Source organism: Mycoplasma sp. 1654_15, from assembly GCF_012516495.1.
Lineage (GTDB): Bacteria > Bacillota_I > Bacilli_A > Mycoplasmatales > Metamycoplasmataceae > Mesomycoplasma.
The window spans coordinates 230775-248580 of the sequence record NZ_CP051214.1 but is presented as its reverse complement, the minus strand read 5'-3'; the positions used below and the strand labels follow the sequence as shown (position 1 = coordinate 248580).

Genomic DNA, 17806 nt, shown 5'->3' with positions numbered 1-17806 from the left:
TGCAACCAAAAAGTTGCAAAGTTTAAAAAATGAAAATGTGATTAATTATTTATTGTGAAATTATATTATACCCAAAATTTCTGGTTTTTCAAGCAATTCTTTTACTCTTGAAATAAATCTTCCAATTGTTCCACCATCTACTCAACGGTGATCAGCTGCTACTGTAAGATGCATAACTTTACCTTCAGTTGCTTGTCCGTTTACTCAACGAACATTAGATTGAATAGCTCCAACTCCAGCAATTGCAATTTCTGGGTAGTTGATAACTGGAACTCCATATAATGCTCCCACTGATCCGTAGTTTGTAATTGTAAATGAACCACCTGACATTTCAGCTGCTTTGATTTTTCTATCTCTTGCAGCTTTAGCTAAACGATTGATTTCTTGTCCAATTTGCACCATTGATAAATTTTGTGCATCTTTAATAACTGGAACCATTAAACCTGCTTCTGTATCTACTGCGATTCCTAAATTAATTGTAGATGGATAAACAAGTGATTCAGTAGCTTCATCGTATTTAGCAGCTAGAATTGGGAACTCTTGTAATGCGATTAAAATTGCTTTAGAAATGAAGGATAAAAAAGTAATTTTTAGTCCTGTTGTTTTTTGAATATCATCAACTACTTTTTTTCTTAAATTCCATAAGTTAGTAACATCGATTTCGTTTACTAAGTTAACATAAGCAACTGAAGCTCATGAAGTTTTCATTGCTTTTGCGATTGCTTTTCTAATAGGTGCAACTTTTTCAACTTTCCCTGTAAGTCCTTGTGAAGTAGCAACTGTTGCGGCTGGCGCAGGTGTAGCTGGCGCAGGTGCTGGTGTTGCTACTTGAGCAGGTGCAGGTTGTGTTGGTTGTGGATTTTTAGAAAATGCAAGAACATCTTCTCTTAAAACTCTACCTGCTGGACCTGAACCTTTTACTAAATCAATGTTAATACCTAATTTTTCCGCTAGCGCTTTTGCTAGTGGGGTTACAAATCTTTTTTCCATTTTTAAATTCCTTAAATTTCTTAACCTTCGAAGCTCATTACTTCTTTAATTTTGGTAAGAATTTTTTTGTTGTCGATTGCGTGGAATCCTTCTCCTCTAGCTAAAGGAACTGTGATGTCATATCCTGTTAATCTTGCTGGAGGTGCTAATAAGAATTCAAATGCTTTTTCATTTACTCTTGTAATAATTTCAGCTGAAACTGAAAATGATTTAACAGCTTCGTGAACAACTAAAAGTCTTCCTGTTTTTTTAACAGAGTTAATAACTGTATCTGTATCTAAAGGAGAAATTGTTCTTAAGTCAATTATTTCAACTGAGTATTGACCATTTAATTCTTTTAAAGCTGCTAATGCTTCATGCACTTGAGCTCCATATGTTACTAGTGTTAAATCAGAACCTTCTACTAAAACATTTGCTTTTCCGATTTCAACTTCGTAGATTCCTTCTGGAACTTCTTGTTTAAATGAACGATAAATTTTCTTTGGTTCTAAGAAAATAACTGGATCTGGGTCGTTAATAGCTGCAATTAATAAACCTTTTGTATCATAAGGTGTTGAAGGCATAACAACTTTTAGACCTGGAACGTGAGCAAATAAAGCCTCGATTGCTTCTGAGTGGTGTTCTAGAGCTCTAACTCCTCCAGCCATTGGCATTCTTACTACCATAGGAACAGTAAATCTACCTCTTGTACGGTTTCTATATCTAGCAGCGTGGGTCATAATTTGTTGGAATGCTGGATATGAGAATCCTTGGAATTGCATTTCAACTACTGGTTTTAAACCATAAAGTGCAGCACCAACACCAATTCCAGCGATTGTTGCTTCAGCAATAGGAGCGTCGAATACACGTGAGATTCCAAATTTTTTCTGTAATCCTTCAGTTGCTCTAAAAACTCCACCTTCAAATCCTGCATCTTCTCCTCAAAGAACAACAGTTGGGTCTTTTTCCATCATTAATGCTAGTGCATCAGTAACTGCACCAATATTATTTAATGCTTTTGTTGACATAAATTATTTACCTTCCTTTGCATAGTATTCTTTAGCTTGTTGTTTTTGTTCTTTTAACTCTTGAGTTAATGTTGCATATGTATGATCAAAGATTTCATCTAATTGAGTGTCTAATTCTTTTAATGATTCTTCATAAGTTGCTTTAACTTTATCTAAAGAAGTTTCTCAAATTTTCTTGATTTCTTCATCAGTAATAAAGTTTTTGTCTTTTAAGTATTTTTCTATTCTGTGGAATGGTTCTCATTTTTCATGTTCTTTTTCTTCTTCTTCTGTACGATAAATTCTTGGATTATCTGAAGAAGTATGAACACCTTGTCTTCATGTTAAAAATTCAACTAAAACTGGTCCATTTCCTTGACGTGCTCATTCTACAGCTTCTTTAATTACTGCATATGAAGCTAGCAAGTCGTTTCCATCTACTATAACACCTGGGATTCCTACAGCTTCTGCTTTTTGTGAAATAGTTTTTGATCCTGATCCATATTTAAATGGAGTTGAAATTGCTCATTGGTTGTTGTTTACAGTAAATACAGCTGGTCATTGTCAAATACTTGCTATATTCATAGCTTCGTAAAATTCACCTTCTCCTGTACCACCGTTTCCTACTATTGACATAGCAACGATTTTTTTACCTTGTAATTTTGCTGCATAAGCAATTCCAGCAGCATGTGAGTATTGAGTTGCTATTGGAATGTTAACTGGTAAAACGTTAACACCTACTGGTGTAACTGAACCTCTTTCTTGTCCATTTCAGTATAGTAATTGGTTTTTGATTGGCACACCTAATGCTAACATTGTTGCATTTGATCTAAAAGCTGGTGCAAATCAGTCGTCTTTTGTAAGTGCAAAAGCACTAGCTACTTGTAAAGCCTCTTCTCCAAAGTTTGGCGCGAATGAAAGCATTCTACCTTGTTTTTGTAGTTGAGTCATATAAGTATCTTGTTGACGTGATAAAACCATTCATTTATAAGCTTCTAATAGCTGTTCTTTAGTTAATTCAGTATCAACTTTTTTGTCAATTAAATTACCATCAATGTCTAAAAATCTTACTTGTTCATCATAAGAACGCATTACATGGTCTTTTTTAATGTATTTAAAATTCATTTTGCTCCTTTTGTAGTTTTTACTATATTGGTTTAATTATACTATATTATGTTTTTTTTATTTTAATTTATGAATTAAATCTGTTTTTAAAAAAAATAAAAAAAGCAAAAACAAATTTTGCTTTTTTAAGACATATTATTATATAAATATAAAAATATTAAATTAAACCTTTTTTTCTAAGTGTTTTTTTAGTTTTTGCACTTACTTTTAAAGTTTGTTTTACTCCGTTAACTTCGATTACAACTTTTTGTAAGTTTAGGTTAAATTTTCTTTTAGTTGCATTTAAAGCGTGTGAACGGTTATTTCCACTTAAAGGACCTTTGCCTGTGATATCATCTTTTCTTGCCATATTATTATCCTTTATTTATTGTGTTTTTTACTTGTTCTACTATTTTAGCAAATGTTTCAGGTTCATTAATTGCAAGTTCTGAAAGCATTTTTCTGTTGATTTCTATATTAGCTTTTTTAAGTCCGTTGATTAATTGTGAATAACTTAAACCAAGTGGTCTTGAAGCAGCGTTAATTCTGCTAATTCATAATTTACGAAAATCTCTTTTTACTTGTTTTCTATCTCTAAATGCATAAGTTCATGATTTAACAACTGCTTGTTTAGCAACTTTGTAACCTATGGATTTATGTCCTCAGTATCCTTTAGCTAATTTTAATCATTTTTTTCTTCTAGCTCTTGTGACAGTTCCGCCTTTTACTCTCATTGGTAAAATCTCCTTTTAATATTAAATAAAATTATTAATAAATCTATTAAATTAAGTCTTTTATTCTTTTGTAATCAGAAGATGACATTGTTGTTGCGTGTCTGGACTGTCTTTTTTGTTTTGTAGATTTATTTTGTGCTAAGTGAGAACGATATGCATGTTTGTGCTTAATTTTTCCAGAAGCAGTTACTTTAATTCTCTTTTTTAGTGCTGATTTTGTCTTTGCTTTAGGCATTATTTGGTTCTTCTTCCTTTAATGTTTTTTCAAAATCAATTAATTCTTTTATCTGTTTTGAAGAAGTAAATTTAGGTAGTTTCTTTTTATCTCTTTCGAGGTGTAAAGTTATAAAATTACCAGCTAATTGCATTTCTTTACTTAATTTTGCAATTGATTTTACTTCATCAAAAAAGGAATTTAAAATTAATTTTCCTTGTTCAGGTCTTGTGTTTTCACGCCCTCTTAGTCTTAGAGCTACTTTAACTCTGTCATTGTCTAGTAAAAATTCTTTAGCTTTTTTTGCTTTGATTTTTATGTCGTTTATGTTTATTCCAAAAGAAAGTCTAATTTCTCTGTTGTTGGTAAAAGATTGTTTTTCTTTTTCAACTTTTTGTTTTTTCTTTCTTTCGTACTTGAATTTTCCGTAGTCTAAAATTTTGGCAATAGGTCTTGGTGTACCTGTTGAGTTGTCAACAGAAAGAACTACTACATCTAGTTTTTGTTCTTTTGCCATTTCAATTGCTTGTTTTGTTTCAATTATTCCTATTTTTTCGTTATCTGATCCGATAAGAAAAACTTTTACAAATGGAATGTTTTTGTTAACTCAATGTTCTTGTGTAGGTTTTGAACGTGAAAAGGCTTTAGGATTTGGTTTGGAAATAATTTTTCCTCCTTGAGATTAAATAAAAAAAGTGGTAAATCCACTTTCTCAGCAAAACAAAAATTATTATTAAAAAATAATAACAAATTAGTATTTTGTAGCCTTTACCTATGAACACGTATTCATCAGGTGAGAGTGAATCTTCTTTCTGCAATAATTTCTAATTGCCACTATATTTTACACAAATTTATAAAAAAACAAATAAAAAACAAATTAATTCGATAAAAATCGAACTAATTTGTTTGAGAAATTTACATAATGTCATATATAAAATATGACAAGAAAATTATACACTATTTTTTATATTTTTGAATTTCTTCTTCTAATTCGTTAAAGTCTATTTGTTGATGCACATCAGAATTTGCACTAACTTTTAAAACTTTTCCTTGCGTATCTAGAATTAAGTATCCTCTATTTAATAAGAAAATTTCATCAATGAGAAAACCTATTTCACCAAATGTTCTTTGTCTGTGATCTGAATAAAATTCAATGTTATCTGCTCCATTCATACCTAATCATTGACCAATGGCGCTAGGTAAATCAACTGATACTGAAATAAATCTTACATTTGGATGTTTTTTTGATAATTCAATAATACCTTTTGTTTGTTCATCACAAACTGATGTATTTATTGAAGGAAACACTGATATAACTGCTAATTTATATTTATCATTTCCTTTTAAATCCTTACCAAAATCTACAATTTCAATAGGCTCGAAAGTTTTATCTGTTAATTTTAGTTTTAAAGTTGTGCCAGCTGTTATTAATTCTTTGGTTGTTTGATATTCTTTATTTTTGAATTTTGTAACTTGTTTTGTGCTCATTTTGTTCCTTTTTGCTATTTTTTACTTTTAATAATTTTTTTAAGTTTTTTGAAAAACTTCTTATCTTCTTTGTTGGCTTGTCTTACTCAATAAGAAATTTTACACAACTTATTAACATTATTATAAGAAATAATTAATTTATTTTCTCAACTATTTTTGTTGTAGTCGAAAATTAAAAAATTACTAAAGTACTGATTAGGTTCTAAAATGTTATCTATAAACTTAATTCGACGAAAACTAGAAATTCTAGATTCTAATTGATGAAGATCTTTTACAGTATATGCGCTATATTCTCAATAATGTGTATTTTGAGTTTTTGCTAAAAAGGACTTGAAAATTTTTGAATAATGAATTTTTTCTTGTTCAATTTTGTTATTAATAAACTCTAATAAATGTAAAAAAATGTAGATATTTGAAGAAAAATTATCAATTATTTCTGGCGAATAATTAATTTGTTGATCTAAACTAATATTTAGATTTTCTTTTTCATTATTATTTATTAATGTTTCATCTTGTGAATAGTAAAAATTTACATTTTCAAAATTAAAGTTTTCAAAAATTTGTAAAGGTAATTGTGTGTTTATATTTAAAATGTTTTGTACATAATTTTCACTAGGGTTAGTGGTAGCAGCAAAAACAGATTTTTTTGAGTAAATATCTAATAATATTAAAAAGATATCTCAGGATCTTAATTGTGTATATTTTCATTTATTACGAAGATAAAACTTGACATCTTCTAAGTTTATTGCATCTATCACAAAGTGGTATTTTTTTCTAAAACTAAGAAAAATTCATGAAAACAACAAGGAAAATGAAGACTTTTTGATATTAAAGTCAAGTTTTGTAAAAATATCAAAAAAACTTTCTTTTAGCTTAATTTTCAAAAGTGTTTTTACTTTGCTTTCTGTCTGAGAATTCAAAGAGTATTTATTTTTTACTTCTTCGACTAAGTTGGCTAGCTGATTATCTAATAATACATTTTTTTCAAAATCTTTTTTGTTTAGTTTAGCGAATTTTTTGTAATTACTTTCAAATATTAATTGTTGTGATAATTCAGACAGTGTTTCATAAAATTCTTGATCTAAAAAGTAAAAGAATCTATTTCTAATTTCTAAAATTACTTTATTTGAATGTGGATCATTGTAAAAATAAAAAATTAAAATTGGTTTATCTTCAGCACCATCTACTATATTTTTTTCTAATCAGTACTTGAGTGTTTCTTTGTCAATATTTTCTTGTCTATTTGTCTTTTTTACTCAAAGTGTCTCTAATTTATAATGTTTAAAACTTCTGTAGAAAGTTTTAAAAATATCTTTTTGTGAAATTAAATTATGAGCAAAAATAATAGGTCTTTCTCTAAATTTAATTTCTTTAATGCTTACTTCATTATTTCTTAGTGCTTCTTCGTATAGTGTTTCTAATCCAGCTAAAATAGTTTTAGCAAAATTATGAAGTGAAATATTGTTGATTTTATTATATCCTAAACCTTTTTCTAAGTAAATAAAATTAGACTCGGAAGAGAAAAAAGGTTTAAAAAATTCTGCATTGGAATTTTGGAAATCCACTTTTTTGAGTTGTTTTTTCTTTGAAGGTTTAAATTTCAAGAATTTTTGTCATTTTTGTGATTCCTGCTTTACAGAAAAATATTTTGGAACATCACCTTGTGTAGTATTAGAAGTATTTTGTTGATTATTGATGTACTGTTGAGTTGGAGCAATTGTTGATTGTGGATTTGTAGAATAATTCTGTAATGGATGGTTTTGATAGTTGTTGTTATTTGGGACATTATATTGATTAGGATTTGCTGGATTGTAATTTTGGTTTGGAAATTGAGGATTTTGTTGTTGAGGATTATTATAGTTTTGGTTAGAAAATGAAGGATTTTGAGGATTTGGAAACTGTGGATATTGTTGATTTTGTGGATTAGGTATTGGTTGATTTTGTGGGTTTGGATTGTTGTAATTTTGGTTAGGGAATTGAGGATTTTGTTGTTGAGGATTCTTGTAATTTTGGTTTGGAAATGAAGGATTTTGAGGATTTGAAAATTGTGAGTATTGTTGATTCTGAGGAATAGGAATTGGTTGATTTTGTGGGTTAGGATTGTTGTAATTTCGGTTAGGAAATTGTGGATTTGTCTGGTTATAGCCGTTATAGTTTTGATTAGGAAAACCATATTGATTAGGTTTTTGTGCGTTTGGATTGTTGTGATTTTGGTTTGGGAATTGAGGATTTTGTGGATTAGATCTAAAATTATCAGAACCACCATAAGGTTGTTCTGAAAACTTAGAAGGTTGTTGAAAGTTATTTAAATTTTGTGTTGAATTTTCTATAAATTCTGATTCATTTGGTTGTTTAAAATTATTAAATGGAGATTGATTTTTAAATCTGGAATCTGAAGCAGAATTTAAAGATGAATCTGATTTTTGTGTTGTATTTCCTTGTTGAAAATTTTGTTTATTTGCAAAAGGATTAGAAAAAGATGTGTTTCTATTTGTAGACTTTGAATTTTGATTTTGAAAGTTTTGTGAATTAAATGGATTGGTGTTGTTTTTCATAGTGCAATTACATATGGCGAGGGTTAAAGGATTCGAACCTTTACTAACGGGTTTGGAGTCCGTGGTACTGCCGTTATACTAAACCCCCTGACTTTTTGATTTTGTTTTTGAATTTTAATATTATATATTTATTTTCCAAATTTAAAATTACAGATGTCTCCATCTTGTACAAGGTAATTTTTACCTTCTAGTCTTTGTTTTCCTTGTTCTTTTGCGTTTTTTTCGCCTTTAGATTCTATAAAGTCATTATAAGATATTATCTCAACTTTGATGAATTTTTTTTCAAAATCTGAGTGAATTATTCCACCACATTGAGGAGCTGTATAACCTTTTTTGAAAGTTCAAGCTCTTACTTCTTTTACTCCTGCAGTAAAATAATTAGCTAGATTTAATAAAGAAAAAGCTTCTCTTGTTAAAATATCTAAACCTGGTTCTTTGAGATTGTACTCTTGTAAAAATTCTTCTTTTTCTTCTGTGTTTAACAAACTGATTTCATATTCGATTTGTACTGAAATAGGAATAATTTTATTATTTTCCTGTTTTGCAATTTTTTCTAATTCAACATAATATTTATTAATTGTTGGATTTTTAATCGATTCTTGATCAATGTTTGCTACATATAAAACTGGTTTAAGACTTAATAGTTGTCAGCTTTGTAAAAGCTTTTTTTCTTCATCTGAATAATCTAAAGTTCTTGCTGGTTGTCCCAATTTAAGTACTTTTTCAATTTTTTGAGCTAATTCATATTCTAACTTAGCTGTTTTATCTGGTGTGTTTTGTGCTCTTTTGGCTACTCTTTTTAAGACATTTTCAATAACTGATAAATCAGATAAAATTAATTCTAAATTTATTACTTCAACATCTGCTTTTGGATCAATTTTGTTAGAAACATGAATAATTTTGTTGTCTTCAAAGCAACGAACAACATGAATAATAGCATCTACATCTCTGATGTTGGCTAAAAATTTATTTCCTAGTCCTTCTCCTTTTGAAGCACCCGCTATTAAACCAGCTATATCAACAAAAGAGAAGGTAGCATAAACTACTTTTTCAGGATTTACAATTTTTGCTATTTCATTTAATCTTTTGTCTTTAATTTCTACAATTGCAACAGTTGGATCTATAGTTGCAAAAGGATAATTTGCAATTTCAACTGTTGAAGATGTAAGTGCAGAAAAAAGACTTGATTTTCCTACATTAGGAAGTCCTACAATACCGGCTTTTAATGACATAATTTTAATTATAATAAAAAAATTTTTAGATTAACTAAAAATTTTTTTATTTTCTTTTTTTACCTTCTAACTCTTTCACCAACAAATGCCATTAAGGCTATCATTCTTGCTCTTTTAATTGCTAATGAAACTTGTCTTTGGTGTTTTGAACAACTTCCTGTAATTCTAGAAGGTTGAATTTTTCCATGAGGATTAACAAATTTTTCCAATACTTCAACATTTTTATAATCTATATAAACTGTTTGTGTTTCGCAAAAGTGGCAAGGTTTTTTCTTTAATTTTTTCTTATTTTTCTTGTTCATAATAATTCCTTTACTCATCCATAGAATTAAAATTTCAATCTATGAATATATCATCGTCATCGTCGTCAGTTTCATCATTAGTTGCTTGTAGATTTTCTGAAATTGTTTCAGCTTTTGAAGTGTTTGCATTGACAAAAGTAGGCTCGTTTACTGAAGATGGTGTTGAAGCTTTAAATGAAGGCTGATGTGATTCAGAAATATTTTTTTTCTTTCTTAATTCTAATTGCTCTTTAGTTTCTAAAGCTCTAAAGGTGTCTACTACAACATCAAGAGTGTAGACATTGGAACCATCTTCTTTTTGATACCTTCCTGATGAAAGATAACCTTCAATTAAAATTAAAGAGCCTTTAGTAGAAAGTGAATAAATATTTATTGCATTAAATCTTCAAGCTACAATTGGAATAAAATCTGTAATATCTTCAGCATCAGAGCTAAATTTTCTTCTTTCAATTGCTAAATTAAATCTAAGATAATCAAGACCTGACTTTGTTCTATTTAAAGTTAAGTCATTGACTATTCTGCCAACTAATATGACTTTATTCATAAAATTTACTCTTTATTTTCTGCTGTTTTTTCTACTTTTTTTGCTGTAGATGCTACTTTTGATTCTTTTACTTCTTTAGTTTTTATAGTTCTTGGTTGTCTTGGTTTTTTTTCGTGTTCTGTTGTTTTAGAAGTATCAGTTTCTTCAGATTTTTTTGAAAAGGATTTTTTAGCAAATGGCTTTGTAAATCCTTTATTTTCTTCTGTTGAAGCTGTTGTTTTTTTGCTGGAGAAAAATCTTTGTTTATCGTTTTTTATTGCTTTGAAGGTTTTGTTAATTCCTCTTTCTGAATCAAGATTAATTACTAAAAATCTTAGAATTTGTTTTTTTAAAATATTAGCTCTTCTAACAAATTCTTCAATTAAACTTTCTTCAGCTTTAACGTTAGCTAAAACGAAAATTCCTTGTTTATGTTTTTTAATTTCGTATGCTAACTCAGTTCTTTCAAGTTTTTCGAATTTTTCGATGTTTTTTGCACTAAAAACTGATTTTAAAATGTCTTCAATGACTTTTAATTCAGTTCCTGGAGCTAAAACAGTCATAATTTCGTATTTTGACATGATGTCTCCTTTTGGTCAAATTGGATCTATTTAATATAGATCAAGGATTAATGTGTTGTGTTGTAATTATAGGCAATAATTATAACATAAAATTGAAGTTTGAAAAGAAATGATTATTCAACTCTGATTAATGAACTAACATCATAATTTTTTAATTTTTCAATTCCGTTAAGAGCTACTAATTCTAATAAAAATACTATTTTGTGAACAACAGCTCCTTGAGATTCAATTAAATCTGTGATGGCTTTCATTGTTCCACCAGTAGCTAAAACGTCATCGATAATTGCTACTTTTTGACCTGGTTTTAGCATGTTTGTTTGGATTTCTAAAGTAGAAGTTCCGTATTCTAGTTCGTATTCGAAACTAATTACATCGCCTGGTAATTTTTTAGGCTTTCTTACCATGATAAAAGGTTTTTTTAAAAAAGCAGCTGTTGGAGTACCAAACAAGAAACCTCTTGCATCTGGTCCAATAATAACATCTGCATCTTTTGCTAATTCTGCCATTTTGTGAATTGTGCAGTGTAGTGCTTTTCCATTAGCTAAAAGTGGTGAAATATCTTTAAATATAATTCCTTCGATTGGGAAATCTTTTACGTCTCTAATAAATTTTTCTAAGTTAATTTGTTTTGATTGCATTTCTTTTAAATAGTACTATATTTTAAAAAAAAACGAAAATTATTTTTTAATTTTCTTTTTTAAGTACTTTTTCTTCAAAGATTCGAAGAAAATCGGAAAAGCTGAAATTGCAAAAAAAGCAAACAAAATCAAGACTTTTACTAATCTTGGAACTAATACATCTTTTGTATCTTTTATTCAAAATAAAGCTAATAAATCAAAAATTGGAATTGCAATTGAGAAAATTAAAATTAGTCAAGTAACAACTAAGGAAATTACTGAAAATAACACAAAGTGCTTGAATTTTGTTACTTTTACTTTATTTGTTTTTCTATTTTTTAACCCTCCAAAAATCGCAATAGCTATAAAAGCAAAAGAAATTAAAGCCGATCAATTACCTAAAATATCAGCAAGCGAGTATAGACTATCTAATTTTGATCCATAATTATCGTATTTACTATCATCTATAAAAGCAAAGGTTCCAATTAAGAACAAAATTATGATTAAAAATGTAGAAAAAACAAGTGTTATTATAGTTCCAACAACTGGTTTTTCTATGTTGAGTTTATGTTTATATTTTTGTAAAAATTTAAAATCTCCATGAAGAATTAGCTCTTCAACCAATCTTGGACCTCACATAGTAAAAGCATTTAATATTCCTAAAATTCCTAAAGCAATAAAAATATTTGTAAAACCAAGAAGATAAGAAATTATTTGTTCATTTCAATTTAAGTCATTTTTTAAAACACTAATAAAAGAAGAAATAGAACCATCACCTACTATTGACATTGCAATGGCTAAAAGTAGGTAGATTGCTGTTACTATTAATAACCCAAACAAAATTGCTAATGGTGTTTTTTTTGGTTCTTTCATTTCAGTTTGAATACCTGTAGCTGCAAAAAATCCTTCATACGTAAAGAAAATAGCGGCTAAAGATAAAATTCAGCCAATTCCTGGAATTGTGTATTTTAAACTTTCTTTGTTTTCAACTATTTCTTTAATATCTAAAAATGTAGGTTTAGAATTAAGTTTTGCTGCACCTCCTGAAAAAAACATAACAAAAGAAAGTACAACTACAATAATTATAGGAAGGAATTTGAAGACTAAAATGATTTTATTATGTCAATTTGCTAGTTTGGAACTTAATCCTACAATAGAAAAATAGTAAAGAAAAACAAGAACAATTATCAAGACTATTAATCAATCTAAATTAAAATTAAAATCTGCATTCGTAGCTAAAGAAAATGCTTGATATGCATCTTGAAGTGTCTGCACAAAATAGAGAGGCATTGAAAAATATGTAAGTGGCAAATAAATAAAGACCATAAAATTTCTTGATAGTTTATAAATAAATTGTGAATTAAATTTTTTATTTCAATCTATCAAAGAAGTATTAGAATGAGTAGAAACTGAAGAAATTTCCAACAAAGAAAATGCCATAGAAATAATAGCAAATGAAGATAAAACTCAAGCAAAAATCGCCAAGGTTAGATAGTGCCCTGAACCTTCAAGTACTGATCTTGACTTAAAAAATATTCCAGCACCTATACAAGAACCTAAAACTATTAGTAAAGCACTAGCAAAACTAATTTTTTGTCGCTTTATAGACTTTTCTTCTTTGCTCACTTGCATACAAATTCCTCTTTTTGTTGTTTTCTTGTTTTTTTGTTAGTTAGTAATATAATTATATATACTAAACAAAGCCATCATAGCTCAGTAGGTAGAGCACATCCATGGTAAGGATGGGGTCGCAGGTTCAATTCCTGTTGTTGGCACCATATCGATTATTCGTTTATTAATAAAAACACAAAAAATTAATTTTTGTGTTTTTATTTTTCTTCAATTTTGAAGAAAAATAAACTAAATTAGTTTTAAAACTTCTTTTCCGATCGCATCTGAATTGCAATCACCAATAACTTTTGTTGCTACTTTTATTAAATCTTCGGTAGCATTTTTCATTGCAAAACCTATATTGGCATTTTTAATCATTAAAAAATCATTAGAAGAATCACCAAAGGCTACTACATTGTCTAATTTTAAATTATTTTGTTTTAAAATGAACTCAATCCCATTAAATTTATCAACATTTAGTGGATTAATGTCAACGAATATTCTATTAGTGATAGTTACTTTGTATTTATTTTTTAATTTTGTAGCTAAAATAGAATAAATTTCTTTGATGGTTTCTTGTGAATTTCTAAAGGCAAATTGTGAAATTGTGCTATTAGTTTCAATGAGTTTTTCAAGTTGTTCATATGAAATTAAATTATAGGCATTTAAGTCCATTTCCGCTTGTGAATTTAGTCAAGTGTAGTTATTTTGTGAAGAATATAAATAAGAATCTTCTGGTGTTGAGATTGCAATTAAAGATTTAAATTCTAGTGATGTTTGTACTAATAATCTTAAAGTTTCTTTGTCAATAAAACCATTTAGGTGTACTTTATGATTTAGAATGTCATAAATAATTGTTCCATTGTTAGAAACTAAATAATCAAAATAAGGATAAGAATCTGAAATTATTTTTGTAGTTTGTAGACCTCTTCCGGTTGCAATTATATTTATATGACCTGATTCTTTTGCTTTTTTGATTGCTTCTAAAGTAAAGGAATTTATAGTATTTTGGTGTGTTAGTAATGTTCCATCTAAATCGAAAACAAATATTTTTTTCATTATTTTTTAGCCTTTAATTGAGGAAATAAGATTACTTCTCTAATTGATGTTTTTGATGTTAAAAGCATCACTAATCTATCAATTCCTATACCACAACCACCTGCTGGGGGCATTCCATATTTTAGAGAATCTACAAAATCGTAATCTATTTCATTTGCTTCATCGTTACCTAAATCTTTTTCTTTAATTTGGTTTTCAAAACGTTGTAGTTGATCTTCTGGATCATTTAATTCATTAAACATATTAGCAAATTCTTTTTTAGCTATAAATAGTTCAGCTCTTTGTGTAAATCTTGGATCTTTTGGATCTTTTTTAGCTAATGGAGAAATTTCGATCGGATGACCGTAAACGAAAGTTGGTTGAATTAAAGTAGGTTCAACAAATTCTTCAAATAGAGCATTTATAATATGTCCTGATTGATAAAATTTTTCAATTTTAATTTTATGTTTTTCAGCTAAAGTTTTTAGTTGTTCAAAAGATTGTTGTTTTAAATCAACACCTAAAATTTCAGATGTTTTATCTACAAGATTGAATTTGTTAAAAGGTAAATTAAAATCAATTTCATACTCTCCGAAAACAACTTTTTTATTTGGAATATTGAGTTTGTCAACTAAATATTTAAAAATTGCTTCAGTTCTTTCCATCATTATTTCTAAATTTGCATATGCTTCATAAAATTCTATAGAAGTAAATTCTGGATTATGAGTAGTATCAACTCCTTCATTTCTAAAGATTTTTCCTATTTCATAAACTCTATCTAAACCACCAACTAGCAATTTTTTTAACGGTAATTCTGTTGCAATTCTTAAATAAAAATCAGAATGCAATGAGTTATAAAATGTTGTAAAAGGTCTTGCACTTGCTCCGGTTAAAAGTGATTGTAAAATTGGAGTGCTAACTTCCATATAATTTAAATTATCTAAGAATTGTCTAATTAAACTTATGATTTTTGTTCTAGTTAAGAAAACTTGTTTTGTTTCTGGATTTGAAATTAAATCTAAGTAACGTTTTCTATATTTTTCATCAATATCCGAAATTCCATGAAACTTATCTGGTAAGGGTTTTAATGCTTTAGTTAAAAGTTGTAAAGTATGCACTTTAAGAGATAATTCACCTGTTTTTGTTTTAAAAACAACCCCTCTTACTTGAATGATATCTCCTAAATCTAGTAATTCATATAGATCTTTATTTTCTTTAATTTCAAGTAATTTTTTATCATAATACAACTGAATTTTGTCAAAAAAACTATTTATTATAATAAATGGTCCTCGCATTGCCACAATTCTTCCTGAAAGATTTATATTATGATTTCTTTGCTCTAGTTCCTCTTTAGAAATTGCTGAAAATTCAGATACAATATTTTTTCACTGATCATTTTCATATTTAGTTTCTGAATAAGGTTGAATGTTTTTTTCATGTAATAATTCTAATTTTTTTAACCTTACTTGTTCTTGTTCTGTTAATTTATTTATTGACATTTTTTCCCCTTACATAAAAAGAACATTAAATTATAAAAATTTAATGTTATAAAACAGATTTATTTGACAAATTTTATAAATTTACTTGTTTTTGTTATTTTATTTATCTTCAAAATTTTCTTCATTTTTAAAGGATTCTGAAGATGATTTTTCATCTTTTTCTTCTTTTTTCAGTTCTTTTGTTTTTGATTCTAAAATTATTTCATCAAGAATTTTATCTGGTGATTTTTTATTAATTTCTTCTTTAGGTTTCGTTTCTAAAGGTTTCATATGTTTTACTAAATAATCTATTTCTTCGGCAACAATTGTTTCTTTTTCAAGTAGTGTATCTTTAATCAATTCTAATAAGTCGAGATTATTTTGAATTATTTCTAAGGCTTGAGTATAAGCTTTTGAAATAATTTCTCTAACTTGAATATCTATTTCATGTGCTACATTTGAAGAAAATAAAGTATTTTTTGCATAATCACGACCTAGGAAAGGACTTCCTGTGTTTTCTTCATATTGAATAGGACCTAATGAAGACATACCATATTCTGTAACCATTTTTCTAGCAATTTTTGTTGCTTTTTCTATATCGTTAGCTGCTCCTGTAGAAATTTCGTTTTTTCCGTATTTAATTTCTTCGGAAGCTCTACCTCCCATAAAAGTTGCAATTGTTGCTAAAAGTTCTGATTTAGTAGAATTGTATTTTTCTTCTTCAGGAAGAATTAAATTATAACCACCTGCTTGACCTCTAGGAATTATAGTAATTTTTTGAACTTTAGCTCCTGCTCTCATCTTAACTCCGACAACAGCGTGTCCTGCTTCATGATAAGCAACCATTTTTCTTTCTGCTTCAGTAATAACTCTATTTTTCTTAGCTGGCCCACCTATTACTCTATCTATTGCTTCATCAATTTGTTCATTTGTAATAACATCTGTTTTTTCTCTAACAGAGAGTAAAGTGGCTTCATTAATAACATTTTCTAATTGAGCACCTGAAAATCCTGGTGTTCTTTTTGCTACATTTGAGAAGTGAACGCTAGAAGAAATTCTTTTTCCTTTAGCATGTAGTTTTAAAATCTCTTCTCTTTCTTTAATATCAGGATAATTTACAATAACAGTTCTATCAAATCTTCCTGGACGCATAAGGGCTGGATCTAAAACATCTGTTCTATTGGTTGCGGCAATTATTAATAATCCACTATTTTCAACCATACCATCCATTTCAACAAGTAGTTGGTTAAGAGTTTGTTCTCTTTCATCATTACCTCCACCAATACCTGAACCTCTTGAACGTCCGATAGCATCTAACTCATCTATAAAAATAATTGCAGGAGATTCTGCACGAGCATCTTTAAATAATTCTCTAACTCTTTTTGCTCCAACTCCTACATATAACTCAACAAAATTAGAAGCAGAAATAAAGAAAAATGGAACATTTGCTTCACCAGCTGTTGCTTTAGCGATTAAAGTTTTTCCTGTTCCTGGAGGACCACCTAATAAGATACCTTTTGGTATTTTTGCACCAGCTGCTGCATATTTTTTAGGATTTCTTAGATAGTCTACAAACTCTTCAATTTCTTCTTTTACTTCTGCATTTCCAGCAACATCTGAAAATCTTTTATCTGAAGTAATTTTAATAGCTTGGTTTTTCCCTGGATTAAAGAATGAACCAGCTCCTGAGTTGGAAGATCTGTAGCTTCTTCAGATCATATAGAACATAAAAATAAAGAATATGCAAGGTAATAAAGGTAAAATGTAAGCAACAAAAAAGTTTGGTCTTACTTTATCTGTATTTACAATTCCAAAATTTCCACCTAAAATGTTGTAAACTGAAGATAAAGTCTCTTTATAGTTTTGAGCTAAAGTAAGATTATTTGCAGAAGCTGTTACTTCTATATGTTTAATAAAATTATTAAAATTATCTACATTTTGTAGCACATAAGGGCTTTTTGTAGCTTCTACTACTTCTACACTCAATGGTAATTTACTATCAACTGGAGTAACTAAAGTACCAATATACTTATTTATAGTATAAGGGTTTGCAACAACCTGATAAATCTCAGGAGCAAAGTTAGCATTTCCAGGATTATTTACAACTTTAATTCTAAAATTTTCTACATCATATGTTACAGATCAAAAGAATTTATTATCCATTGTAGATGAAGCATTTGTTTTAATTTGTTCATCGAAATAGCTAATAGATCTGATTGTCGGGGATGGCAAAAGAAAACGATAAAGAAGAACAGCTACTACAATTCCTAAAATTATCGCTCCTAAAATGTATCTAAAATAGCTTTTGTTAAAAGTTTTTTTCGCCATGATTTCCTTTCCTGATTAGTCATAA

At 28.3% G+C, this 17806-nt stretch carries 18 protein-coding genes and 2 tRNA genes; 1 reads left to right on the top strand and 19 read right to left on the bottom strand.

The window, feature by feature from the left end; all coding sequences use genetic code 4:
- Window positions 1-60: 60 nt before the first annotated feature.
- The 16 genes from HF996_RS01110 to HF996_RS01035 form a co-directional block, all read right to left on the bottom strand.
- Window positions 61-990: a 2-oxo acid dehydrogenase subunit E2 gene (locus tag HF996_RS01110; protein ID WP_168910248.1), complete on the bottom strand. Its 930-nt coding sequence runs from the start codon at window positions 988-990 to the stop codon at window positions 61-63.
- Between the two features lie 20 nt (window positions 991-1010).
- Entirely contained in the window at window positions 1011-1997 is a 987-nt protein-coding gene (locus HF996_RS01105; RefSeq protein ID WP_168910247.1) for an alpha-ketoacid dehydrogenase subunit beta, read from the bottom strand.
- Window positions 1998-2000: 3 nt separating this feature from the next.
- On the bottom strand, window positions 2001-3101 hold the full coding sequence (gene pdhA, locus HF996_RS01100; RefSeq protein WP_168910246.1) for a pyruvate dehydrogenase (acetyl-transferring) E1 component subunit alpha: 1101 nt from the start codon (window positions 3099-3101) through the stop codon (window positions 2001-2003).
- Between the two features lie 157 nt (window positions 3102-3258).
- Window positions 3259-3450, bottom strand: a complete 192-nt coding sequence (gene rpmB / locus HF996_RS01095) for a 50S ribosomal protein L28 (protein ID WP_168910245.1) — start codon at window positions 3448-3450, stop codon at window positions 3259-3261.
- Between the two features lie 4 nt (window positions 3451-3454).
- On the bottom strand, window positions 3455-3814 hold the full coding sequence (gene rplT / locus HF996_RS01090; protein WP_168910244.1) for a 50S ribosomal protein L20: 360 nt from the start codon (window positions 3812-3814) through the stop codon (window positions 3455-3457).
- 46 nt (window positions 3815-3860) lie between these two features.
- Window positions 3861-4049: a 50S ribosomal protein L35 gene (gene rpmI, locus HF996_RS01085; RefSeq protein ID WP_168910243.1), complete on the bottom strand. Its 189-nt coding sequence runs from the start codon at window positions 4047-4049 to the stop codon at window positions 3861-3863.
- A complete protein-coding gene (infC, locus tag HF996_RS01080) occupies window positions 4042-4623 on the bottom strand; it encodes a translation initiation factor IF-3 (protein WP_254427743.1) in 582 nt (193 codons plus the stop codon). The genes rpmI and infC overlap by 8 nt, the downstream gene beginning before the upstream one ends.
- A 362-nt stretch (window positions 4624-4985) precedes the next feature.
- Window positions 4986-5516 carry a redoxin domain-containing protein gene (locus HF996_RS01075; RefSeq protein ID WP_168910242.1) on the bottom strand — a complete coding sequence of 177 codons (531 nt, stop codon included), beginning with the start codon at window positions 5514-5516 and terminating at the stop codon, window positions 4986-4988.
- Between the two features lie 14 nt (window positions 5517-5530).
- The gene (locus HF996_RS01070; protein WP_168910241.1) at window positions 5531-8071 is read right to left on the bottom strand and encodes a hypothetical protein; all 2541 of its coding nucleotides are present in this window, start codon (window positions 8069-8071) and stop codon (window positions 5531-5533) included.
- A 14-nt stretch (window positions 8072-8085) separates the two neighbouring features.
- Window positions 8086-8159, bottom strand: a tRNA-Trp gene (locus tag HF996_RS01065).
- A gap of 40 nt (window positions 8160-8199) precedes the next feature.
- Entirely contained in the window at window positions 8200-9303 is a 1104-nt protein-coding gene (gene ychF, locus HF996_RS01060) for a redox-regulated ATPase YchF (RefSeq protein ID WP_168910240.1), read from the bottom strand.
- A 59-nt stretch (window positions 9304-9362) separates the two neighbouring features.
- Entirely contained in the window at window positions 9363-9605 is a 243-nt protein-coding gene (gene rpsR / locus HF996_RS01055) for a 30S ribosomal protein S18 (protein ID WP_013302345.1), read from the bottom strand.
- Between the two features lie 10 nt (window positions 9606-9615).
- On the bottom strand, window positions 9616-10149 hold the full coding sequence (locus tag HF996_RS01050) for a single-stranded DNA-binding protein (RefSeq protein WP_168910239.1): 534 nt from the start codon (window positions 10147-10149) through the stop codon (window positions 9616-9618).
- Window positions 10150-10154: 5 nt separating this feature from the next.
- Complete coding sequence (gene rpsF, locus HF996_RS01045; RefSeq protein ID WP_168910238.1) at window positions 10155-10709, bottom strand: 30S ribosomal protein S6; 555 nt, start codon at window positions 10707-10709, stop codon at window positions 10155-10157.
- Window positions 10710-10822: 113 nt separating this feature from the next.
- Window positions 10823-11347: an adenine phosphoribosyltransferase gene (locus HF996_RS01040; protein WP_168910237.1), complete on the bottom strand. Its 525-nt coding sequence runs from the start codon at window positions 11345-11347 to the stop codon at window positions 10823-10825.
- A gap of 39 nt (window positions 11348-11386) precedes the next feature.
- A complete protein-coding gene (locus HF996_RS01035; protein WP_168910236.1) occupies window positions 11387-12958 on the bottom strand; it encodes an APC family permease in 1572 nt (523 codons plus the stop codon).
- Window positions 12959-13028: 70 nt separating this feature from the next.
- Between HF996_RS01035 and HF996_RS01030 the strand changes: the two genes are divergently transcribed.
- Window positions 13029-13104: transfer RNA gene (locus HF996_RS01030), tRNA-Thr, on the top strand.
- Between the two features lie 82 nt (window positions 13105-13186).
- On the opposite strand, the gene HF996_RS01025 is transcribed toward HF996_RS01030, so the two are convergent.
- From HF996_RS01025 to ftsH, 3 genes are all read right to left on the bottom strand, one after another.
- Window positions 13187-13996, bottom strand: a complete 810-nt coding sequence (locus HF996_RS01025; protein WP_168910235.1) for an HAD family hydrolase — start codon at window positions 13994-13996, stop codon at window positions 13187-13189.
- Window positions 13996-15474, bottom strand: coding sequence for a lysine--tRNA ligase (gene lysS / locus HF996_RS01020; protein WP_168910234.1), 1479 nt, complete (start codon window positions 15472-15474; stop codon window positions 13996-13998). The genes HF996_RS01025 and lysS overlap by 1 nt, the downstream gene beginning before the upstream one ends.
- A 99-nt stretch (window positions 15475-15573) precedes the next feature.
- Window positions 15574-17781: an ATP-dependent zinc metalloprotease FtsH gene (ftsH, locus tag HF996_RS01015; RefSeq protein WP_168910233.1), complete on the bottom strand. Its 2208-nt coding sequence runs from the start codon at window positions 17779-17781 to the stop codon at window positions 15574-15576.
- Between the last annotated feature and the right edge of the window lie 25 nt (window positions 17782-17806).